Consider the following 23683-nt stretch of genomic DNA (forward strand, 5'->3'; position numbering starts at 1 on the left):
CACGGATCGGCGGAGCGCAACGCAGTTCAGCAACACGGCACGAACGCCGGCGGCGACGGAACGGAGCCAGTTCAGCGCCATCGCACGAGCGGCGGAGCGCAACGCAGTTCAGCGACACCGCACGAACGCCGGCGGCGGCGGAACGGAGCCGGTTCAGCGCCATCGCACGCACGGCGGAGTGCAACGTAGTTCAGCGACACGGCACGAACGCCGGCGGCGGTGGAACGGAGCCGGTTCAGCGCGATCGCACGCGCGGCGGAGTGCAACGTAGTTCGGTGGCGTCACACGAACGCCGGGGCGGTATCTCGAATGTGGTGAATACGCGCAGTGCGATCGGGCGAATCGTCGCGGTGTGCGGCGCGGGCCGGGATTCGGCGGGTGTGTCGACACGCCGGTTCGGGGGTAGGGGGTTCCGGGCTCCGAGCGGGGCGCGCGGGATCGGGGCGGTCGAGTCGTGTTGTGTCCCAACATCGCCCGCAGAGCTGGGGTGACGTGCGGGCGGGGTGGGGTGTGCGGGGGCGGCGCGCGGAGGTGACCTGGCGACACACCTCAGTACAGCGAGTCACTACGCTGTTGCGCGACTCGGCACGCAACGGCGCGCGTCCGGGTCGCGGGTGTCGGCGGAGAGACACAGGAGGGCCGCGATTGATTCTGTTCGGTGATCGTGTCGTGTGCAGCACCGGTGACCTGGTGTCGGCGGCGCGTTGTGAGTTCGCGCTACTGCGCGCGCTCGACGCCGAACTGGGGCTGGTGACGTCGATCGAATACCCGGCGCCCGGTGTACTGGCGCATGCCTGCGATCCGGCGGTGGAGTATCGGCTCGCGGACCTGCGCGATCGGTTCGGCACGGGGGTGGTGCGGGTGCGCGTGCGGGATCGGGCCGATCCGGCGGCGACCACCGCGGCGCTGCACGCCGCGCACGAGCAGACCTTCACCGCCCTGCGCGCGAACGCCGACGCGGTCGCGGGAGCCGTCGCCTTCGACGGCGTCTTCGCCACCCGCTGCGATTTCCTGGTGCGCGACAATGCCCCCGAAACCCACGACTACCTGCCCGCCGCCGTCGCCACCCGGCAGACCCGCCTGCCCGCGCTGCTCACCCTGGCCGCGATCGCGGATGCACTGCGCGACAATGGCTTCCGGCCCGCCACCCATGCCAGGCTGTGGCTGGACGGTATCGCGACCACGCATTCGCTCGCCGATATCGCCGTCGTGCACCGGGCCCGCCGCGACCGCCTGAACCACATTCTGGAAGCCAAACTCGGTGAGCTGCTGCCCGTGCAGTGGGGCGACCGCCGCTTCCTCGCCTGCGGTCACTGCCGAGCCTGTACCGCCGAACTGGAATCGCGCCGCGATCTGCTGCTGGTCGCCGGTATGCGCGCCACCACCCGTGCCCAGCTCCGGGACGCCGGCATCACCACCGTGGACCGCCTGGCCGCCGCCGACGCCACCGTGTCCGGTGTTCCCACACCGGCTTTCACCGCCTTGCGCCGGCAGGCCGAACTCCAGCTGGAGCGCGAGCACACCGGCCACCCCGCGCACACCCTCATCGATGCCGGCGCGCTGGCCGCCCTCCCCCAGCCCAGCCGGGGCGATCTGTTCGTCAGTGTCAGCGCACCCGACCGGATCGAGGTGTGGTCGAACTGGTCCGCAGATGGCGTGCACGCCTTCACCATTCGCGGTGAGTGTACGAGCGCCACCGGCGATGGCGCTGCGGCACAGGATGTCCCGACCTGGGACGACGATGCCGACGCCCTGCTGGACTTCCTCACCGAACGCCAGTGGGAACATCCCGATCTGCGCATCCACCACTACCGCGGCGAATTGCGCCCCCTGCTCAGCGCGATCGGCGAACGCTATCCCGACGGCGAAGACGTAGTGGCAGAACTACTTCCGGCCCTGGTCGACCTCTACCCCATCGTGCGCGCCGCCATGATCGTCGGCGAACGCTCCTACGACGTCCGCCAGCTCCCCCCGAACCGCGCCGCCGGTATGGACACCGTCACCGTGGGCGATCCGGACACGCCGTACGCGAGCTACCTCGAAGGCCGGGCGAACACCCCCGCAGACCACACCGCGCACGGACCGGCCGAGGCGGATACCGGCCCGGCAGCTGTGCTGCGACTGCGGAATTGGCTGGCGGAGCTGGCGCAGGAGCACGGTGTGCAGCCCGCGCGGCGAATGTCGTACGACTACTGGGAGACCGGCCCCGACGAGGTGGAGGCGGCGCTGCGGGAGTTCGCCGACACCGGCTATCGCGATGGGCGGGAACGCACTTCGGCGCAGGTGACGGCGGCGTTCACCGCGGCCGCGCTGGGTTATCACCGGCGGGAGCGGCAGCCGCTGCGGTGGGCACACGATGATCGCCTCGATCACCCGGTCGAGGAGTGGGCGGATGCCGCGGGCGTTCTGGTCGCCGACTGGGGCACGGTGGATACCGGCTGGCACAGCACCGGTCAGCGCCCCATGCGCCGATACCTCACGCTCACCGGCAGACTCGGCACCGGTAATGCGCCGCCGCCGGGCACCCGGGTACTCACGCTCTACGACCGTCCCGTCCCCGGTATGACCGCCATGCCGGGTCGTCGCGCCGCCGCGCACGCCACCGTGCTCGGCTGCTCCCTGGACACCAATTTCGAGGACGTGGTCCGGGTGGTGGAGCTGCTGCCCGAGACCTGTGAGCCCTACGATCAGCTGCCCGCCGCCATCGTGCCCTGCCCGCCCGGCCGGAACGAGCACCTGGAGGAGAACCTCGAGGATATTGCGCACCAGCTGCTGGTGACGCTGCCCGAGGTGCCCGAGACCGCGGTCTTCGACCTGCTCGGCGGCCGCCCGCCACGACTGCGCGAGGGCAAGGCGCTGCCGGAGGTGTTCGGTGACCATGCCGCCGCGGTCACGGCCGCCGTTCTCGAATTGCAGAATTCGTATGTGGCGGTGCAGGGCCCGCCCGGCACCGGCAAGACCGATACCACCGCCCGCGTGGTGGAAAGGCTGGTGACGCGGTATCGGTGGCGGGTCGGGGTGGTCGCGCGCTCGCACCGCGCGGTCGAACACGTACTGGATGCGGTGGTGCAGGCCGGCGTGCTCCCGGAGCTGGTCGCCAAGGCCGATACCCAATCGGTGGCGCCGGAGTGGCTGCCCATCGACGCCTCGAAGTACGGCCGCTTCCTCGACAATGCCGTCAATGGTGGTGTGGTGGGCGGACTTCCGAACGATTTCGCCGATCCGGAACGAATCCCCCGAGACAGCCTGGATCTGCTGGTGATCGCCGATGCCGGGAAATTCCCGCTGGCCGATGCCGTCGCGGTCGCCGTCTGCGCCCGGAACCTGCTGCTGATAGGCGATCCCGCACCGGGCGCCGGGCAGGGCATGCATCCGGCGCCGGTCGACGATTCGGCGCTGGGCCGGCTGGTCGGCGCGCACCGGACCCTGCCCGCCGTCTTCGGCTACTTCCTGGACCGCACCTGGCGCATGCATCCGCGCATGTGCGGCCCGGTCTCGCGGCTGCGCTACGACAATCGCCTGCGCTCCAATGAAACTGTCACGCTGGCAAGGGATCTCGAAGGCATCGCACCCGGCGTGCGCACCGTGACCGTCGAACATCACGGCAACAGCACCGAATCCGCCGAAGAGGCCCGCGAAATCGTCCGCCAGGTCCGCACTCTGCTCGGCCTGCCGTGGCAGACCGGCGCGGTCACCCGGCCCCTGCATCCACACGATATTCTGGTGGTCGCCCCGTATCACGCGCAGGTCGCGCGCATCCGAACGCTATTGTCCCGCGCCAGGATCGAAGACGTTCTGGTCGGCACGGCCGATCATTTCCAGGGACGCGAGGCCGCCGTCGTCCTGGTCTCGATGACCACCTCTGCCCCCAAGGATGCCCCGCACGGTATCGGCACACTGCTCTCGCGGCACTGGCTGACCAGCGCCATCTCCCGCGCCATGTGGTCGGCGGTCATCGTCCGCTCACCGCTGCTCACCGAGTATCTGCCCACGACCACAGCGGAACTCTCCGACCTGGCGGCGGTCCTGCAACTCGACCGCGTATGACCTCGGACACGCACCCCGTCATCCCGGCATGCTTTTGGCCGGGATCTCCTCCAGCACAGTGGATTCCGGCCAAGAACGCGCCGGAATGACGGGGAGGCTTCACGCCAGGCGATCAGCCGAAGTTCTGACCTTCGCCGCGGTAGGTCGGCACTTCGATGCGGGTGCCGTCGGCGTCGACCAGGTTCACCTGATTGAAGCGCTCGCACAGTTCACCGGCCTTGGCGTGCCGGAACCAGACGCGGTCGCCGATGGCGAGCCCTTCGGCTCCGGTGAGCGGAGTCTGCACTTCGCCCGCACCCTCGGTGCCGATCAGGCTCAATCCCTTGGGCCACACCGGTTTCGGCACCCGGGAGGCGCCGGTCGGACCGGAGGCGATATAGCCGCCGGAGAAGACGGTGGCGATGCCCGCGGCGGGGTGGCGCAGCACCGGCATGGCGAAATACATTGCCGGGCGCGGAGCCAGATTGCGATAGCCGTCGAAGAGCGTGGGCAGATAGAGCCCGGAACCGGCGGTCACCTCGGTGACATTCGAATCGGAAATGCTGACCTCGATGGAGCCGGTGCCGCCGCTATTGACGATCTCCAGCTCACCGACCTCATTGCGCACCGCGTCCAGCACCTGCCGGCGGCGCCGCCCGATGTCGAAGGCGGACGCCTTCTTCACCAGTCGCACAGCGGGATTCGTATCCGGCAGCCCGGCGATCTGCGCCTCATAGGTCATCACGCCGACCACACGGAAACCGCGGCGGCGGGCCGTACCGGCCAGCCGCCCGGCCTGTTCGGGCGTGCGGATGGGCGAACGGCGCACACCCAGGTGCAGCGGCCCGATCCGCAGCGAGGCGTCCACGTCGATACACACACGGGGAGAGACCTTTTCGCCGACGGCGGCGCGAATCAGATCGAGTTGATCGACATCGTCGATCATGAGGGTGATGGCATCCAGCAGCACCGGATCGGCGGCCAGCTTGGCCAGCGACCCGCGATCGGTGGTCGGATAACCCAGCAGGATGTCGCGGGCCCCGAGCCCGGCCAGCCAGAGCGCCTCCGCGAGCGAGTAGCCCATGATGCCGGCGAAACCGCCGGACTTGGTCAGGTCGCTGCCGAGGACCTCCTGGAGCACGGCGCGGCAGCGGACGGATTTACTGGCCACCCGCACGGGGACCCCGCGCGCACGGCGAACCAGATCGACGGCATTGGCGCGCAGTGCGGCCAGGTCGAGGGCGGCCAGCGGCGGATCCAGTTCGGCGGTGGCCGCGTGCAGGCCGGAAATCGGCGACGTTTCGGTCACCAGTTCATTCGACCACGAAACTGGTCATGCGTCCAGCAATTGGGCGAACGCACAGGAACTTCGAACACACAGGAACTTCGCACAGGGCCCGTCAGAGGTCGACGGCCTTGGTCGACAGGTAGGACACCAGATCGTCCAGCACAACCAGCGATATCTCGTCATCGCAATCGGCCAGCCAGCGCAACACCATCCCCTGGATGACAGCCACCAGATAGGCGGCGATCGCATCCACCGGCTCCAGCCACTGCGTGCCGGAACGCTTGGAACACATCTCGAGGAACTCGGTGACGTCCGCATCGAGCCCGCGGAACATGGCCGAGGCCTGCAGATCGGGCACACAGACGCCCCCGCCGCCTTCCCAGCGGCGGCGCAGAATGACCAGCGTGGACTCGTAGGCACGAATCTGCCGCTCGGGCGAGGATTTCAACATCGGCCACAGCGCGCTCACGCCCGCATGCAGCAGCACTCGTAACGCGCGACTACCGGTGATATCGAGCGATGCCGCCGCCTTCTCGATGGCCTCTGCCATGGCCGGACGCAATCCGACCTGGACGATTTCTCCACTAGCGCTCAACTACAACTCCCTATAGCGAAAGAACTCACACAACTAGGTTGCGGAGCTCGCTCAACGGGTTTGCAGATCAGCACTGACCCCCGAGCATGACCCGGCGTACCCGTTCAACAGGTATCAACGATACGTCGTTTTCTGGGTGCATGACCAGCTTTGATAGCCGATTTCGTACCGGAAGAATGTTTCGTTACCTAATCGGAACTCGCTCGCGATCGAATAGGGATCGCTGAATTCCCGAAACGCCCCGGTAAATCGGACATTGGAACCGAACGGTATTTTACGGACTTCGGTTCGCTCAAAGATACCGACTGTGCCCGAGCCCACAGGGCCGAACCGCAGGTCGTCTGCGCAACGCGCCGGTCACGACACGGAATTCACGTCCGGTGACCGGCCAGGACACCTCCCGTTCGGACGCCCACCGATAGCCTGTCGGGGTGACTTCAGCGCGGCACGATCCGTTCCTGCTCACCGGCACCTTCAACTTCCGCGATGTGGGCGGGGCCCGCACCACGGCCGGCAACCACATCCGCAGTGGAGTACTGCTGCGCTCGGCCCAGCTCAGCAGGCTCGACGCGGAAGGGCATGCCCGCATGCTCGAACTCGGCGTCACCGATGTGCACGATCTGCGCGGGCACGCCGAAATCGACTACATCGGCCATGACGTACTCCCGGACCAGGTCCGCCTGCATGTGACGCCCTTCGACTCGCACATCGGCGAAACCCCGCCGAACGAAGCCCGCAATCCGGCCACCGCCGGCCTCCACATGGTCGAGGTTTATCGGCTCTTCCCCGCCATGCCCGAGGCGCACACCGCCATCAAGGCCCTGGCCGACTCCGTGCTCACCGGCACCGCGCTCGTGCACTGTGCCGCGGGCAAGGATCGCACCGGCTGGTCCGTCGCCACCCTGCTGCGCGCCGTCGACGTCGTCGAGGAGGACGTCTACGCCGACTACCTGCTCAGCAATGACGCCGTCCCCACCCTGCGCGCCTTCATGGCCATGGAATCGGACGAGGAGATCTCCGACGACCTGCTCGGCGTGCGCGCCGACTACCTCGACACCGCCACCAGCGCCATGAACGATATGTACGGCGACCTGGACGGCTACCTGTCCCACATCGGCATCACCGCCGACCAGCGCACCGCCCTCCGCACCCGCTTCATCGAATGAGCGCCCGCTTCGTCGAATGAGCCACTGAACCAAGACATTTCGGCACTACCCCGGCATCCCGGCATGCGTGTGGCCGGGATCCACGCTCACGGTGCATGCACGGCCGGTATGGATCCCGGCCGAAAGCGCGCCGGGATGACGAAGGCCGGCCGCTAGTCGGCCGGGGCGCGGCGGACGAGGCCGTCCGGGTCGATGCTGACATGGTTGCCGGTGTGGAACCACGGGCCGGTGAAGCGGGACTGGGTGGTTTGCGGGTCGTTCCAGTAGCGGGGGGCGACATTCGGGCCGCGGCAGAGCAATTCGCCGCGGCCGGTGTCGGCGCGGGGGCCCCAGAGGGCGAGTTCGGTTCCGCCGAAGGCGAATCCGAGCACATCGCGGGCGGCGGCGCCGTCATCGCGGGCCAGGCCGATACCGCTGGTCTCGGTGGCGCCCCAGACCGACCACTGGCGGGCCTCGGGGAAGATCTCACGCAGCGTGGCGGCCACCGAATCCGAGGCGGCGGGATCGGCGGCGGCGAGTTCGGCGCGATGCCCGGCGCTGCAGACCTGGCGCACGTGATCCAGGCGCAGACCCGCAAGTTCCGGCAGCAGGCCCGCAAAGATTCTGGGAGTGGCAGAAACCATGTCTATTCGTTCCGCGACAAGGGTTTCCGCGACGGCCGCCCGGTCCGGGACCAGGACCACCGTGCCGCCCACCGCGAAGGTCGGCAGCAGCTGATCCACCACCCCGCTGGCATGCGCCAGCGGCAGCAGCACCAGATTGCGCAGGCCCTCGGTCGGCAGATCCAGCGCGCCGACCACGGATCGAATTGCGGAGAGCAGGTTTTCGTTCGTCAGCTCCACCCCGCGCGGGCCGGTCTCGGCGCCCGGGCTGGTGTAGCAGAGCAGGGCCAGCTCACCGAGAGACGCACCGTCGTCGATGAATGCGGCGCCATCGGGCAGCGCCTCCAGATAACCGGCCGCGCTACCGCCGCCGTCCAGGATGTAATCGGCGGCGGCATCGCGAATCACGCGCTCCGCCACCGCATCCGGGAGCCCGTCGTGCACCAGTACCGGCACCGCGCCGGACAGCAGCGCGCCCAGGAAGGCCTGCACCCAGCGCACCCCCACCGGCATACGTACTGCGACCCGATCGCCGTAACCGATTCCGTGCTCTTGCAATCCTCCTGCTATCCGGGAGGCGGAGTACCAGAGTTCGCGATAGGTGAGGCGGGGGCCGCCGATCTCGACCACCGCCTCCCGGGCGGCGAAGGTATGCACCTGAATGTCCAGCAGCTCGGTGAGCGCCGGAGTCAGGTTCCCGTATCGCAGCACGCCATCGGCGCCGCGAGCAAGAGGGTTGGCGCACCAGGCATTTCGCGAGTGCGGGTATTCGACCAGTAACTGCGACATCCGTCCCTCCGAGCGCCTCGAGCCTGCAGGCACCAGTGACTATATGATGCACATCACATGTTTGGGCGGATTGTCGGCAAACGTAGTCGAGCCGTCACGACCCGGAAACGAATCCCGGCGGTACGGCGAACGGTTCAGCGACCGGTGTAGGTGGCCTTTCCGGGGCCGACCTCGAGGAAGCTCCGCACCGCGTTCTGCAGGTCCTCGGTGGCGAAGAGCTGGCCCGATACCTGCGGCGTCACCGAATCCGCATGCGCCACACCACCGGAACGCCAGGCCTCGATGATCTCCTTGGTCGCGGCGTGCGCACGAGTCGGCCCATCGGCGAGTCGCGCCAGCAGTGCGCGCGCGGCCGTGTCGACGTCCTCGTGCACGGCATTGACCACACCCCAGTCGGCCATGGTCGCCGCGTCGTACAGATCACCGGTCATGACGAATTCGCGGGCGCGACCGGAACCGGCGCGCTCGGCCAGCCGCTGCGGGCCGCCCATGGACGGGGTCAGGCCGACCACCGTCTCCACCAGGCCGAACTTCGCCCGGGGCGCGGCCAGAATGATGTCGCAGGCCAGCGCGATCTCGAAGGCCGCGGTCAGGGTCAGGCCGTGCGCGGCGAAGATGACCGGGCACGGCAGCGACTCCAGCGGATGGATGATGCGCGCGAACAACGTCTGCCACAGGTGCGCGCCCTCCGCCATCGACAGTCCGTCGAACACGTGCACATCCACACCACCGGACACCAGTTTGCCCTCGGCGCGCAGCAGCACCGCGCGCGGCGGCTCGGCGGCCAGCTCCTCGATATCGGCGGCGATCGCCTCGAACAGCGCCTTGTCGAAGAGGTTCAGCGGCGGGTTGGCGATGGTGAGAATCGCGGCCTGCGCACCCCCCTCGGTGACGATGCGTTCCAGGCGGGTGGGCTTCGTGTCGGTCATCAACTGAATGTATGCGCAGTCACTTCCCTGGAACAGACCGGGCTCGCCGCCGACGCGCGCCGCCGGCCACCGTCGCGACGGCATCCGATCTGCGAGACTGGCCGGGTGACCACGTCGAAATCGGAGCCAGGCAGCTACGTCGAACCCGGCGAGTTCAAGCGCGATACGAACTACATCACCACGCGTATCACCGCCGACGGGCGCGACGGATATCCGGTCGAACCCGGACGCTATCGGCTGATCGCGGCGCGCGCCTGCCCCTGGGCCAATCGCACCATCATCGTGCGCCGGCTGCTGGGGCTGGAATCGGCGCTGTCCCTGGGACTGTGCGGGCCCACGCACGATAAGCGCAGCTGGACCTTCGATCTGGATCCCGGTGAGGTGGATCCGGTGCTGGGGATTCACTTCCTGCGCGATGCCTATCTGGCGCGGTATCCCGACTATCCGCGCGGCATCACCGTGCCCGCCGTGGTGGATGTGTCGACCGGGCAGGTCGCCACCAACGACTACGCGCAGATGACCCTCGACTTCTCCACCGAGTGGGCCGAATACCACCGGCCCGGCGCACCCGCGCTGTATCCCGAGGATCTGCGCGAAGAGATCGACGTGGTCAACAAGCGCGTCTACACCGAGGTCAACAATGGCGTCTACCGCTGCGGATTCGCCGGCGACCAGGACGCCTACGACGCCGCCTACGACCGGCTCTTCACCGCCCTGGACTGGCTCACCGAACGACTCTCGACGCAGCGATATCTGGTGGGCGACACCATCACCGAGGCGGATGTGCGGCTGTTCACCACACTGGTCCGCTTCGATCCGGTCTACCACGGCCACTTCAAATGCAATCGGGAGAAGCTCACCGAACTCCCGGTGCTGTGGTCCTACGCCCGCGACCTCTACCAGACACCGGGCTTCGGCGACACGGTCGACTTCACGCAGATCAAGCAGCACTACTACATCGTCCACACGGATATCAACCCCACACAGATCGTCCCCAAGGGCCCCGACCTGGCCAACTGGCTGACCCCGCACGGCCGGGAAGCCCTGGGCGGCAAGCCCTTCGGCGACGGCACCCCGCCCCCGCCGCCACTCCTGACCGAGCGTGTCCCCACCGCACACGCCCCCGGTTGACCCGCGCAGCACCCCACCCCCGCGCGGCACCCCACCCCCGCGCGGCACCCCACCCCCGCGCGGCAGCCCGTCATCCCGGCATGCGTTTGGCCAGGATCCACATCCTCAGCGTCCCAACAGCTTCCGGTACGAGCGGGTTCAGTGCGACTGGGCGCCCCGGTAGGTGCCGAAGCTCCAGTAGACGCCCTCGGGGTCGCGGCAGGTGAAACCACGGGATTCGTAATCGGTTTCGTCGGTGAGGTCCTTGGTGATCTCGGCGCCTGCCGCCTTGGCGCGCGCGTAGACGGTATCCGGATCATCGAGCGCGATGTAGACCGAGCCCGCGCCCGGCGCCTGGCAGGCCAGCGCCATGCCCTCGCGGACGGAACCGAGCATGACGGCGCCCCCACCGGGCCAGGCCAGCTCGGCGTGATCGACGACGTCGCCCTCGCCGTAGCTGGCGGTGGTTTCGAAGCCGAAGGCCTGCTCCAGGAAGGTGATGGCGGCACGGGCGTCGCGGTAGACCAGGGTCGGCCACACAACGGTCGCGGTCTTTACTGAGGATGTCGTATCTGTCATGGGATCAGCCTCCTACCTGGGAGGGCTGTTGGTCTTGGACGAATGGGAACTCCTCGCGTTCCCGCCACACCGACGGCGGCAGACCGGCCAGTTCCCGCCATTCCCGGGCCATATGCGCCTGGTCGTAGTAGCCGCAGAGCGCCGCGGTCTCGGCCAGCGACGGGGGTTCGGGGCGGCGCAGCATGGCATGGGAACGTTCGAAACGGGCGATGCGCGCGACATCCTTCGGGCTGACCCCGAGTTCGGCGGTGAAGCGATTGACGAGATGCCTTCGACTCCAGCCGATTTCGTCGGCGACCGCGGCTACCCGGACCGTGGTTTCGGGACCGGAGAGCAGATCCCAAGCGTGTGTGAGCTCCGGATCCCACGACACCGGCAGCAACTGCCGCAGCAGAATCTCATCCAGCACAGTGAAACGCTCGGGCCAGCCAAGAGCCGACCCGAGCCGCTCGCGCAACTCCCCGGCCCGCGGACCCAGTACGTCCGCCAGATCGACGATCCAAGAACCCAGCGCCGCGGCCGGAGCCCCGAACAAGGCCCGGCAGCCCTGCGGCGTCAAGGCCAGCTGCACGCCGTACTGATAACCGTTGTGCGCGATCACGCACGGGCGAGTGGTCAGCCCGCTGGCCAGCATCTCCCATGTCCCACCTGCCTGGTCCGGATGACAGGAGACCTCCACCTCGATCGGCTCATCGATGGTGATGATCACCGTCAGCACCGAACCGGGCATGCCCACATGCGTTCCCGGCGCAAAGCCACGCAGCAAATAGCCCTCGTAACCGAGGACATACGGGCGCAACCGCGGATCGGGTATCCCGCTCGCGCCTTCCGACACACCGACCACACCTCCACCGTAAGCTCCCCCGCCTCTCCGCGCCTTTTGCCGGCCGTTGGGAGCCCAGCAGTCTCGCACCGGACCGGCGGCGGGGTGCCGATCAGTTCTGGGCGTTCCCCAGGAGTTACCCCGACACTCACCACATCAGTTGTCACGCCGGGAGCTCACACCGCACGCGGGCTGGGTGCGATGTGGAACCGGCATGTCTCGCGGATCGTTGAAGCGGTGCAATAGAGTTTGAAGCGGAGGACCGCGCGAAGTAAGGGGTGTGTCGATGTTCAAGGCCGGGTTCGAGAAGGCGGTCGTCTCGCTCCTCGACAATGGGGCGCAGGTGCAGGGGCCCGCTGTCACGAAATATGTGCAGCGGCTGCGGGACACCCATCCCGGTGAATCCCCCGCCCAGATCGTGACGCGCATCGAGAAGCTCTATCTGAACACCGTGACCAGCAGTGGCACCGCGGTCGGCGCGACCGCCGCGATTCCGGGGGTCGGCACCGCCGCCTCGCTCGCGGCCATGAGCGCCGAGACCGCGTTCTTCCTGGAGGCGTCGGCGGTGTACACGCTCGCCGTCGCGGCCGTGCACGGCGTCGCCCCCGAGGATCGGGAACGCCGCCGCGCCCTGGTGCTGGCGGTGGTACTCGGCGAGACCGGTATGGAGATCGTGCAGAAGAGTGTCGCCGGCTCCGCCAAGAACTGGGGCGGGCTGCTGGCCACCGGCAAGATCCCCGGCATCGGCGCGCTGAACGACACGCTGCTCAAACGATTCCTGACCCGCTTTCTCGCCAAGCGCAGCGCGCTCATGGTCGGCAAGATCATTCCGGCCGGTATCGGCGCGGCCATCGGCGGATTCGGCAATCGCGCGCTGGGCCACCGCCTGGTCGACAACGCCCGCAATGCCTTCGGCGCACCGCCACAGACCTGGCCGCGACCGCTGGTGATCGATGCCGACCCGCTGCCCGCCGTGGAAGCCGCACCCCGGATTCCGAAGCAGTGACCCAGGCCCGACCGCTCGCCTTCGCCGCCGCCGGGCTGAGCAAGACCTTCGATACCTGCACCGCGGTTGACGACGTGAGCTTCGTGGTGCCCGCCGGCAAGGTGGCCGCCCTGGTCGGCCCGCCCGGCGCGGGCAAGACCACCGTGCTGCTCATGCTGCTCGGCCAGCTGACGCCCAGCTCCGGCGCCGCGCGCGTCGGCGGGCCGGGGTCCGGCGCCGGACGCGGACGGCAGTCGGTGGGCGCGGTGCTGTCGCCTCGCGGCCTGCACCCGGCGCGCACCGTGCGCGGGCAATTGCGCGTATTCGCGGCTGCCGCAGGCGCTTCCGCGGCCCGCGTGCACGAACTGCTCGCGCTGACCCGGCTCGATTCGGTGGCGGACGAACGCATCGGAAACCTGCCGGTCGGGGCGCAGACCCGTACCGCGCTGGCCATCGCCCTGCTCGGCAATCCGCCACTGCTGATTCTCGACGACCCCGCCGACGGCCTCGACCCCGGCGAAAGCGCCTGGCTCACCGAATATCTGAACGCGCACACCCGCCGCGGCGGCACCGTGCTGCTGACCTCCCGCACGCTGAGCGCGGCCCTGCCCATCGCCGATGAGCTGATCGTCCTCGATGCCGGCAAGGTCACCTACCAGGGCAGCCCGGCCCGGCTGCGCCGCAGCCACCCGGATCGCCTGCTGGTCAAGGCCTCCAGCCCGATCGCCCTGGCCACCACCCTGGCCGCCCAGGGCTTCACCGACGCCGTCATGCGCCCCGACGGCCGCCTCGCCGTCGCCGAAGCCTCACTGACACAACTCGAATCGGCCGCCGCCACCGCCCGCGTCCAACTCACCGAAATCACCCCCGAACACATCCACCCCGACCAGGTCCTGGCCGCGCTCACCCGCCCGACCACCACCCCCTACCCCGCCCCGGCCATGTACGGAATGCCGCGTTGAGCGCACTCCAGCACAACGCCGGATCACCCGGCGGCGGAACGGCTGTCGTCCGGGCCGGGTCCATGCCGCATGCCCCCGGACAACGGAATGCATTGCGGCACTCCCGGACTCGCGGAGCACTGCCGCTTCGGGCTTCCGCCCCCCTGTGGATCGTTCGAACTGCTCGGCCTCCGGCCGCGACCAGTGGCGGTCGGCAGAGTCCGGCTGATGCGGGGGGAATCTCATATGCCACTCCCATCGCGATTCCTGTCCTGGGCGGCATGAGTACCGCGGCGGCTGATGGTTTACGACGAAAGGACCACCGATGATTCTGACCGCTGTGCCGGATTCCGTGCTGCGGGCGGCGAATTCGGAGGTGCGCAAGGTGACCTCGCTGCGGTCGAGCCGGATGCTCGCCGCAGTGGCGGTCGGGGTCGGGGTGGTGACGTTCGCGGTGCTGGGGATGGTTTTCCAGGAGGCCGATTCCAGCCATAAGCACACGTTCATCGGCGCGGTCGGGCCGGCGGCGGTCGCGGCCGCCGGGGCACTGCTGCTGGCGGTCGTGCTGTCGGCGGTGTTCGGGGCGCTGTCGTCGGGGTCGGAGTATCGGTACGGGACATTGGCGGTGAACGCGCAGTTCACGCCGGACCGGAATCTGCTGCTGGGCTCGAAACTTGCGGTGACAGCCGGGTTTTCGCTGGCGGTCGTGCTGGTGCTGGAGGTGCTCGGCGGGGCTGTGCTGGCACTGTTCGGGCGCGACCGCGTACAGCTCGGCGGTGCGCTGTTCGCCGTTCTGGGCGGCGTGGCGCTGGCCGCCGTGTGCTGGTCCGTGATCGGCGCGGCGCTCGGATTCGTCTTCCGTTCGCCGACACAGGCAATGGCGGCGATGCTCGCGACGGCCGTGCTCGAACCGCTGGTATGGCTGACCGCCCGGGCCGTGGGGTTCGCGGGCTTCGCGACGCTGCTGCCCATTTCGGCCACCGTGGGCACCGTGACCGACGGCAGCTACGCCAAGAGCGACTTCATCGCCCCGACCCCGGCAGCCATTGCGGTACTGATCCTTTGGACCGCGGGCGCGGTCGCGGCCGCGTGGTGGATCCTCACCACCCGCGACCTCTGACCCACTCGACCCGGTCCGCTCTGCTCGACCCAGTCAGCCCTGCCCACTCGGTCAGCCCTGCCCACTCAGTCAGCAGGGCGGTCCGCGAAGAGCCGACGCCAGACCTCGTGATCGGTACGCGGACCGCCGGGGGTATCCGCGCCGTACTTCGCGATCAGGCCGGGTAGGTCCAGCGGGGTGGTGGGCGCGGCCATATTCGTCAGCTCCTCCTCGACCGCGGCATCCGGCACCAGCCAGCACACCTCGAATTCGATGCCGTCCGGATCGGCGGCATAGAGCGCCTTGGTGGAGCCGTGATCGGAGGCCCCGCGCAGCACACCCGCCGTGGTCAGCGCATCACGCATGCGCTGCAATTCGGCGAGCGTATTCACCTCCCAGGCCAGGTGGTACAGCCCGATACGCCCGGTGCGGTGCTCGACGGACGGGTCCGGGGACTGGAACAGGCCCAGATCATGATCATTGGCCGACCCCTCCGCCTGCAGGAACACCGCGCCCGGAAAACCGCCGGGCAGCCGGCGGAAACCCAGTACCTCGCCGTAGAAGGCCGCCGAGCGCTCCACATCGGAGACGAACAGAACAGCATGGTTGAGACGCTGGATCGGCATGAGTGCGGCTCCAATTCGAGTTGTCGTGGTGCCCTCCAGCGGACCATGCCCACACCACCGGGCACAAGCCAACATCCCACTTCGCACCCCGACGCGCGAGATGTGTCGGTGGTCGGGAACAAACTGGGGGGAGGGTCGTCGTTACGGGTTTAGGTGAGCGCGATGAAGGTGGATGAGGCCGGGGTGCAGAAAACAGGGGCGGACCAGGCGAGATCGGCACAGTCGGAGGCAGGCGCCCCCGGCTGGCTGCGACGGCTCTGGGAGCGATGCCGGCAACACCCGTGGTTGCTCGCCGGGATCGGCGCAGCCGTGCTGGTGGGCGCGACAGTGGAGGTCATCGGGCCGCTGCTGGCCAAGCGCGCACTCGACGGAGCCACTGCCGGGAACAGCGGAATCATCACCGCCATGGCCTGGCTGCTGGGCATGGTGGCCGTGGGCCGGTTCCTCGCCTCCTACGGGCGGCGCATGTCGGCCGGGCGGCTCGCCCTCGATGTGCAGCACGAACTGCGCGTGGATCTGCTTGCGGCGCTGCAGCGTTTGGACGGCCGCGGGCAGGACGCACTGCGCACCGGCCAGGTCGTCTCCCGATCGATCAGCGATCTCACCCTCGTACAGGGCCTGATCGCCATGGGACCGTGGTCCGCGGTGGCGGCCCTGCAATTCGTGCTCGCAGCGGGCATCATGCTGTGGCTCTCCCCGCTGCTGGCCCTGACGGCGCTGCTGGTGGTTCCGGCGCTGGCGGTGGTCGTCTACCGGGTACGGCCGCGGCTGTACGCGGCCACCTGGTCGGCGCAGCAGCGTGCCGCCGATGTGGCCCAGCATGTGGAGGAGACCGTCACCGGCGTGCGCGTGGTGAAGGGCTTCGGGCAGGAAGCCCGCATGGTGGATCTGCTGGAGCGGCAGGGCAAACGGCTCTATGCCGAGCGCATGCGCGCCGCCCGCATCGACGCCCGATTCGGGCCGACGCTCTCGGCCATCCCGCAGGCCGGGCTGGTGGCGGTGATCGCGGCGGGCGGTGTGCTGGCCCTGCACGGCGCCATCGGGCTCGGCACCTTCCTTGCCTTCACCGCTTATGTCTCGACCATGACCAATGCCACCCGCACGGTCTCCATGGTGGTGGTGATGGCGCAGCTGACCCGGGCCGCGGCCGAACGCGTGCACCAGGTGATCGACAGCGCGCCCGAACAGACCGATCCCGCGCATCCGGTGGCGCTGCCGGACGGGCCGCTCGGCATCGAAATCTCCGACCTGACCTTCGGATTCGACCCGGATCGCCCCATTCTGGACGATTTCGATCTGACCGTGGCGCCCGGCGAGACGGTCGCCATCATCGGCCCCGCGGGCTCCGGCAAATCCACGCTGTCGCTACTGCTCCCCCGCTTCTACACCCCGGACTCGGGCCGGATCAGCTTGTACGGCAACCACTCCCGAGCCGACGTCGCCGATCTGCGCGCCGCCGATCTGCGGTCGGCGGTGGGCGTGGTCTTCGACGAGGCCTTCCTGCTGTCGGACACCATTGCCGCCAATATCGGCCTCGGCAATCCCGATGCCACCGATGCCGAAATCCGCACGGCCGCAACCCGGGCCGCCGCCGATGATTTCATCGAGGCGCTCCCCCAGGGCTACGACACCGTGGTCGGCGAACGCGGCCTCACCCTCTCCGGCGGCCAGCGCCAGCGCATCGCCCTGGCCCGCGCCCTGCTCGCGAATCCCCGCATCCTCATCCTCGACGATGCGACCTCCGCCGTGGACGCCCTCACCGAGGCCGCCATCTTCGCGGCCCTCCCCACCGACGAGTCCCGCACCACCCTCATCCTGGCCCACCGCGAATCCACCCTCACCCACGCCGACCGCATCATCCGCCTCCCCGGACCCGTAGCGCACGCGAATCCGGCCCAGGATTCGCCCGCAGGCGACAGGTCCGGAACAGTCTCCGGCGCAACACGATTCACCACCGAGGAGAGGTCACCTGCCGGATCGGCGGAAGGCCCGGCAGCAGCCGATGACGAAACCGCCGAAGCGTTTTCCCGCCGCAGGACCGCACCGGGCTCGGACGCAACACCATTCGCGACTCGATCACCGAACGGCCATGCCGTGCAGGGTGAACGGGCCACGACCGTAGACGGGCAGGCCGCGGCGGCGCGACAGGACGGGCCGGACGCACCGGACGGGGGCGGCTCCATCGCGGAGCTGGATCCGGATACGCCGGCGGAGGTTCGGCGGGTGCTCGCGAAGTTGCACGCGGCGACGGAGGAGCCGGGGCTGGACGGGCGGGAGTTGCGGGCGGCCGATCCGGAATTCCGGCTGGGGAAGGCCATGCGGGCGGTGCGGTGGCTCGTGGTGGCGGCGGTGATGCTGCTGGCGGTGGATGCCATGGTGGGCGTGGCATTTCCGTCGATCGTGCGGTATGCGATCGATGGCGGTGTGACCAGGCACGATGGCGGGGCGCTGGTGCGCTCGGCGGTGATCGGGGCGGTGCTGGCCGGGGTGGGATGGCTGGCCGCTTCGACAGCGCTGGTGTGGGGTTCGCGGGCCGGTGAGCGGATTCTGTTCGGGCTGCGGGTGCGCAGTTACGCACATCTGCAGCGGCTCGGGCTGGACTACTACGAGCGCGAACTCTCCGGGCGAATCCTGACCCGCATGACCACCGATATCGACGCCCTCTCCACCTTCCTGCAGACCGGCGTGCCGGATGCGCTGGTGAGCCTGCTCATGCTGGTGGGCATCGCGGTGGCGCTGCTGGTGATCGATGCGCAGCTGGCCCTGGTGGTCTTCCTGTCGCTGCCGCCACTGCTGCTGGCCACCTGGTGGTTCCGGCGCGCCTCCGATGCCGCGTACACCGAATCGCGCGAGCACGCGGCCACTGTCAACGCGGACTTCGCCGAGAATGTGGCGGGACTGCGTGTGGTGCAGGCCAATCGGCACGAGCGGTTCTCCTCCGAGCGCTTCGCGCAGTACTCCGACCGCTACCGGATCAGCCGCATGCGCGCGCAGCGGGCGATCTCGGTGTTCTTCGCCTTCGTCGGCTCGTGGGCCGATATGGCGCTCGCGGTTGTGGTGTTCACCGGCGCGCACGCGGTCGCGAACGGCGCGACCACCCCGGGCACCCTGGTGGCCTTCGTGCTGTACCTGGAGTTGCTGTTCGGCCCGATCAGCCAGCTGTCCCAGCTCTTCGACGGGTACCAGCAGGCCCGAGTCGGGTTGCGGCGCATCGGGGAACTGCTCGCGACGCCGTCCTCGATCGCCGCCGACGCCCCCGATGCGGTCACCATCGCGGACCGGCTGCACGGCGAGGTGGTCTTCGACAATGTGCGTTTCAGCTATCCGGGCACCGATACCCGGGCCCTGGACGGGGTCAGCCTGCGCATTCCGCCGGGCACCAGTCTGGCGCTGGTCGGCGCCACGGGTGCGGGCAAATCGACCATCGTGAAACTCCTGGCCAGGCTCTACGACATGCCCTATGACGGAAATCACGATCATCGGCGCCCGGTCGGACAAGTCGCAATAGCCGATTCGCATGACACTCATCGCAGCGCCGGCGAACACGGTGAAATCCGGGTGGACGGGGTCGATATCCGCGACTACCGGCTCACCGACTACCGATCACGGTTGGGTGTCGTCCCTCAGGAAGCTCACTTATTCACAGGGGACATCGCCAGCAACATTGCATTCGGCAAACCTTTTGCGAAGTCGGCGGAGATCGAGGCCGCGGCCGCAGCAGTCGGCGCGCTGGCGACCATCAACGCTTTACCACTGGGAATGCGGCAACCGGTGGGTGAACGCGGTCGCGGGCTTTCCGCCGGGCAGCGACAGCTGATCGCGCTGGCCCGCGCGGAGCTGGTGCATCCCGATCTGCTGCTGCTCGATGAGGCCACCGCGGTGCTGGATCCGGCCGCCGAGGCATCGGTGCTGGTAGCAAGCGAATCGGTGACTCGCGGGCGGACCGCGATCATTGTCGCGCACCGCCTCGCGACCGCCGCGCAGGCCGATCTGATCGCCGTTGTCGAACACGGCAGAATCGCCGAAATCGGCACTCATGAAGAACTGCTATCAACACGCGGCGGCTACTCCCGCCTGTGGGCTGCGGCGCAGGCTACGGAAGGAATATTCTCAGTCGAGGACGAGTCGTCACAAGGGAGCGTGTCCGCTCGGTGGTAGTCCATGCCCATGGGCTAACCGGGGTGGGCATATCCTCAGAGGGGGCGCATCGGCGCGCATCGAGCCGATTACCCGTGCCGGGCACGTCACAAACGTCGCAGCGCGAAGAACGAAATGAGGCGAACACCTGCTGTGAGCAGCTCAACAGACCAGTTCGGACAGAACCAGTGGCTTGTCGACGAGATGTATCAGAAGTACAAGCAAGACCCGTCGTCGGTCGATGAGAGCTGGCACGAGTTCCTCGCCGATTACACGCCGGAGAAGACCGGCGACACCGGCAACGGCCAGGCGGCCGCGCCCGCCCCGGCTGTCGTAGCAACCCCCCAGGCGGCCCCCGCACCCGCCACCCCCGCCGCCCCGAAGCCCGCTGCCGCCGCGCCCGCCCCGGCACCGGCGCCCGCTCCGGCGCCCGCCGCGGCGCGTGCCCCGCAGACCACTCCAGCTCCGGCCTCCAACGCAGCCCCCACTTCGGGCGCGCCGAAGGCCGCTGCCACGGACGAGACCAAGATCCTGCGCGGATCCGCCGCCACCACTGTCAAGAACATGTCGGCGTCGCTGTCCATCCCGACGGCGACCAGCGTGCGGGCCATCCCCGCCAAGCTGATGATCGACAACCGGCTCGTCATCAACAACCACCTCGCGCGTACCCGCGGTGGCAAGATCTCCTTCACCCACCTGCTCGGCTACGCCATCGTGCAGGGCGTCAAGGCCTTCCCGAACATGAACCGGCACTTCGCCGAAATCGACGGCAAGCCGAATTCGGTGACCCCGGCCCACACCAACCTGGGCCTGGCCATCGATCTGCCCGGCAAGGACGGCAACCGCACGCTGGTTGTCGCGGCCATCAAGAACACCGAGGACATGACCTTCGCGCAGTTCCACACTGCGTACGAGGACATCGTGCGGCGCGCACGCGTCGGCAAGCTCACCGCTGATGACTTCAGCGGTGTCACCATCTCGCTGACCAACCCGGGCACCATCGGCACGAATCACTCTGTGCCGCGGCTGATGCCGGCTCAGGGCGCGATCATCGGCGCGGGCGCCATGGAGTACCCGGCCGAGTTCCAGGGCATGGCCGATGAGCAGCTGGCCGATATCGGCATCGGCAAGCTCATGACGCTGACCTCCACCTACGACCACCGCATCATTCAGGGTGCGGAGTCCGGTGACTTCCTGCGGACCGTGCACAACCTGCTGATCTCGGACGAGTTCTACGACGAGATCTTCCACGGCATGGGTGTCCCCTACGAGCCGGTGCGCTGGCGCAAGGACATCAAGGAACGCGGTATCGACAAGTCGACCCGCGTCCAGGAGATGATCACCGCGTACCGCAACCGCGGTCACCTCATGGCCGATACCGATCCACTGCGGTTGGTGCACGACAAGTTCCGCTCGCATCCGGACCTGGATGTCACCCAGCACGGCCTGACCCTGTGGGATCTGGATCGCGAATTCAATGTCGCGGGCTTCCACGGCCAGGAGCGCATGAAGCTGCGCGATGTGCTGTCCATCCTGCGTGACGCCTACTGCCGCCACGTGGGTGTCGAGTACACCCACATTCTGGATCCCGAACAGCTGCACTGGATTCAGGAGCGCGTCGAGCAGAAGCATGAGAAGCCTTCTGTCGCGGAGCAGAAGTACATCATGTCCCGGCTCAATGCGGCCGAGGCGTTCGAAACCTTCCTTGCCACCAAATACGTCGGTCAGAAGCGCTTCTCGCTCGAGGGCGCCGAATCCGTCATCCCGATGATGGACGGTGTCATCGACCAGTGCGCCGAGTACGCGCTCGACGAGGTCGTCATCGGCATGCCGCACCGCGGCCGCCTGAACGTGCTGGCCAATATCGTCGGCAAGCCCTACTCGAAGATCTTCACCGAGTTCGAGGGCAATATGAACCCGGCCGCCACGCACGGCTCGGGCGATGTGAAGTACCACCTGGGCGCACGCGGCACCTACATCCAGATGTTCGGCGACAACGACATCGAGGTGTCGCTGACCGCCAACCCGTCGCATCTGGAAGCCGTCGATCCGGTGCTCGAGGGTCTGGTTCGCGCCAAGCAGGATCTGCTCACCAAGGAAGATCTGGTCACCAAGGGCGAAGAGGCGCGCAGCTTCTCCGTCGTGCCGCTCATGCTGCACGGTGACGCGGCCTTCGCCGGTCAGGGTGTCGTCGCCGAGACCCTGAACCTGTCGGGTCTGCGCGGCTACCGCACCGGTGGCACCGTGCACATCGTGGTGAACAATCAGATCGGCTTCACCACCGCTCCCGAGTACTCGCGCTCCACCGAATACTCCACGGATATCGCGAAGTTCATCGGCGCGCCGGTGTTCCACGTGAACGGCGACGATCCCGAAGCCTGTGTGTGGGTGGCGAAGCTGGCCGTCGATTACCGCGAGCGGTTCCACCGCGATGTGGTCATCGATATGATCTGCTACCGCCGTCGCGGCCACAACGAGGGCGACGACCCGTCGATGACGCAGCCGGAGATGTACGACGCCATCGACACCAAGCGCTCGGTCCGCAAGGCGTACACCGAAAGCCTCATCGGCCGTGGAGATATCTCCATGAAAGAGGCCGAGGACGCGCTGCGCGACTACCAGGGCCAGTTGGAGCGAATCTTCAACGAGGTGCGCGAGCTGGAGAAGTACGTTCCGGAGCCGTCGGAATCGGTCGAGGACGAGCAGCAGATGCCGACCACCCTGGTCACCGCGGTGGACAAGACCGTGCTGCAGCGCATCGGCGATTCGTTCGTGAACGTGCCCGAGGGCTTCAATGTGCACCAGCGCGTCAAGCCGGTCATGGAGAAGCGCCGCGAAATGGCGTACGAGGGCAAGATCGATTGGGCCATGGCCGAATTGCTCGCCTTCGGTTCGCTGGTCGATGAGGGTAAGGCGGTGCGCCTGACCGGTCAGGATTCGCGTCGCGGCACCTTCTCGCAGCGGCATTCGGTGATCATCGACCGCAAGACCGGTGGCGAGTACACGCCGCTGCACAACATCGGGTCGAAGAATCCGGGCTGGTTCGCGGTGCACGATTCGGCGCTGTCCGAATATGCCGCTGTCGGTTTCGAATACGGCTACTCGCTCGGCAACACCGACGCACTTGTGTTGTGGGAGGCGCAGTTCGGTGACTTCGTCAACGGCGCGCAGACCATCATCGACGAGTTCATCTCCTCCGGTGAGGCCAAGTGGGGCCAGCTGTCCGAGGTCGTGCTGCTACTGCCGCACGGTCACGAGGGCCAGGGTCCGGACCACACCTCCGGTCGTATCGAGCGCTTCCTGCAGCTGTGCGCCGAGGGTTCGATGACGGTGGCGGTTCCCTCCACCCCGTCGAACTACTTCCACCTGCTGCGCCGGCACGCCCTGGACGGCATCCGCCGCCCGATGGTGGTCTTCACCCCGAAGTCCATGCTGCGCAACAAGGCTGTGGTCTCCGAGGTCGAGGACTTCACCGACAACAAGTTCCGCAGCGTGCTCGAGGAGCCCACCTACGAGACCGGTGACGGCGACCGTTCGAAGGTCAAGCGCATCCTGCTGACCTCCGGCAAGATCTACTACGAGCTGGTCGCGGAGAAGAACAAGAACAAGCGCGACGATGTCGCGATCATCCGCACCGAGCAGCTCTACCCGATCCCGAAGTTCCGTCTCAACGAGGCGCTCGAGGGGTACGCCAACGCCACCGATCTGGCGTGGGTCCAGGAGGAGCCGGCCAACCAGGGCGCCTGGCCGTTCTTCGGCCTGAACCTCCCCGAGATCCTCCCGGCCCGCTTCGCCAAGCTCCGCCGCATCTCCCGCCGCGCCATGTCGGCCCCGTCCTCGGGTTCGTCCAAGGTGCACGCGGTGGAACAGGCCGAGATCATCGGGGAGGCGTTCGCACCGACCGCCTGACCTCCCGCTTCGCCCACTGGGCCGGAACTCTCACCAGAGAGTTCCGGCCCAGTGCCGTGCTCGCAACGATTCGCAGCAG

Annotated in this window: 15 protein-coding genes; 8 read left to right on the top strand and 7 right to left on the bottom strand. The window is 68.0% G+C overall.

What is annotated here, in order from left to right; all coding sequences use genetic code 11:
- Window positions 1-645 precede the first annotated feature (645 nt).
- Complete coding sequence (locus tag ABZX86_RS01935) at window positions 646-4047, top strand: AAA domain-containing protein (RefSeq protein WP_355119047.1); 3402 nt, start codon at window positions 646-648, stop codon at window positions 4045-4047.
- 112 nt (window positions 4048-4159) lie between these two features.
- Here the strand turns inward: ABZX86_RS01935 and ABZX86_RS01940 are convergent, their stop codons facing one another.
- Together ABZX86_RS01940 and ABZX86_RS01945 are read right to left on the bottom strand one after the other, a co-directional pair.
- On the bottom strand, window positions 4160-5335 hold the full coding sequence (locus ABZX86_RS01940; protein WP_355119049.1) for an alanine racemase: 1176 nt from the start codon (window positions 5333-5335) through the stop codon (window positions 4160-4162).
- 91 nt (window positions 5336-5426) lie between these two features.
- Window positions 5427-5909, bottom strand: coding sequence for a TetR family transcriptional regulator (locus tag ABZX86_RS01945; RefSeq protein WP_355119051.1), 483 nt, complete (start codon window positions 5907-5909; stop codon window positions 5427-5429).
- A gap of 431 nt (window positions 5910-6340) precedes the next feature.
- Between ABZX86_RS01945 and ABZX86_RS01950 the strand changes: the two genes are divergently transcribed.
- Entirely contained in the window at window positions 6341-7075 is a 735-nt protein-coding gene (locus tag ABZX86_RS01950) for a tyrosine-protein phosphatase (RefSeq protein ID WP_355119053.1), read from the top strand.
- Window positions 7076-7227: 152 nt separating this feature from the next.
- Here ABZX86_RS01950 and ABZX86_RS01955 read toward each other — a convergent pair whose 3' ends face one another.
- Both ABZX86_RS01955 and ABZX86_RS01960 read right to left on the bottom strand, forming a co-directional pair.
- Window positions 7228-8466, bottom strand: coding sequence for an AMP-binding protein (locus ABZX86_RS01955; protein ID WP_355119055.1), 1239 nt, complete (start codon window positions 8464-8466; stop codon window positions 7228-7230).
- 134 nt (window positions 8467-8600) lie between these two features.
- Window positions 8601-9395 carry an enoyl-CoA hydratase/isomerase family protein gene (locus ABZX86_RS01960; RefSeq protein WP_355119057.1) on the bottom strand — a complete coding sequence of 265 codons (795 nt, stop codon included), beginning with the start codon at window positions 9393-9395 and terminating at the stop codon, window positions 8601-8603.
- Between the two features lie 105 nt (window positions 9396-9500).
- Here ABZX86_RS01960 and ABZX86_RS01965 point away from each other — a divergent pair, with 105 nt between their 5' ends.
- Entirely contained in the window at window positions 9501-10526 is a 1026-nt protein-coding gene (locus tag ABZX86_RS01965; protein ID WP_355119059.1) for a glutathione S-transferase C-terminal domain-containing protein, read from the top strand.
- A gap of 138 nt (window positions 10527-10664) precedes the next feature.
- Here the strand turns inward: ABZX86_RS01965 and ABZX86_RS01970 are convergent, their stop codons facing one another.
- Together ABZX86_RS01970 and ABZX86_RS01975 are read right to left on the bottom strand one after the other, a co-directional pair.
- Window positions 10665-11084: a VOC family protein gene (locus ABZX86_RS01970; protein WP_355119061.1), complete on the bottom strand. Its 420-nt coding sequence runs from the start codon at window positions 11082-11084 to the stop codon at window positions 10665-10667.
- Window positions 11085-11088: 4 nt separating this feature from the next.
- The gene (locus ABZX86_RS01975) at window positions 11089-11928 is read right to left on the bottom strand and encodes a helix-turn-helix domain-containing protein (protein WP_355119063.1); all 840 of its coding nucleotides are present in this window, start codon (window positions 11926-11928) and stop codon (window positions 11089-11091) included.
- 265 nt (window positions 11929-12193) lie between these two features.
- Here ABZX86_RS01975 and ABZX86_RS01980 point away from each other — a divergent pair, with 265 nt between their 5' ends.
- From ABZX86_RS01980 to ABZX86_RS01990, 3 genes are all read left to right on the top strand, one after another.
- Window positions 12194-12913, top strand: coding sequence for a hypothetical protein (locus ABZX86_RS01980; RefSeq protein WP_355119065.1), 720 nt, complete (start codon window positions 12194-12196; stop codon window positions 12911-12913).
- Entirely contained in the window at window positions 12910-13854 is a 945-nt protein-coding gene (locus ABZX86_RS01985; protein ID WP_355119067.1) for an ABC transporter ATP-binding protein, read from the top strand. Before ABZX86_RS01980 ends, ABZX86_RS01985 begins: the two co-directional genes overlap by 4 nt.
- 304 nt (window positions 13855-14158) lie before the next feature.
- Window positions 14159-14953, top strand: coding sequence for an ABC transporter permease (locus ABZX86_RS01990; RefSeq protein WP_355119069.1), 795 nt, complete (start codon window positions 14159-14161; stop codon window positions 14951-14953).
- A gap of 65 nt (window positions 14954-15018) precedes the next feature.
- On the opposite strand, the gene ABZX86_RS01995 is transcribed toward ABZX86_RS01990, so the two are convergent.
- Window positions 15019-15558, bottom strand: coding sequence for a VOC family protein (locus ABZX86_RS01995; RefSeq protein WP_355119071.1), 540 nt, complete (start codon window positions 15556-15558; stop codon window positions 15019-15021).
- Between the two features lie 162 nt (window positions 15559-15720).
- On the opposite strand from ABZX86_RS01995, the gene ABZX86_RS02000 reads away from it, so the two are divergent.
- Together ABZX86_RS02000 and ABZX86_RS02005 are read left to right on the top strand one after the other, a co-directional pair.
- Window positions 15721-19716, top strand: coding sequence for an ABC transporter ATP-binding protein (locus tag ABZX86_RS02000; RefSeq protein WP_355119073.1), 3996 nt, complete (start codon window positions 15721-15723; stop codon window positions 19714-19716).
- Between the two features lie 114 nt (window positions 19717-19830).
- Window positions 19831-23604 carry a multifunctional oxoglutarate decarboxylase/oxoglutarate dehydrogenase thiamine pyrophosphate-binding subunit/dihydrolipoyllysine-residue succinyltransferase subunit gene (locus ABZX86_RS02005; RefSeq protein ID WP_355119075.1) on the top strand — a complete coding sequence of 1258 codons (3774 nt, stop codon included), beginning with the start codon at window positions 19831-19833 and terminating at the stop codon, window positions 23602-23604.
- Window positions 23605-23683 lie beyond the last annotated feature (79 nt).

The sequence above is a fragment of the Nocardia sp. NPDC006630 genome, assembly GCF_040611495.1.
In the GTDB taxonomy this organism is placed as follows: domain Bacteria; phylum Actinomycetota; class Actinomycetes; order Mycobacteriales; family Mycobacteriaceae; genus Nocardia.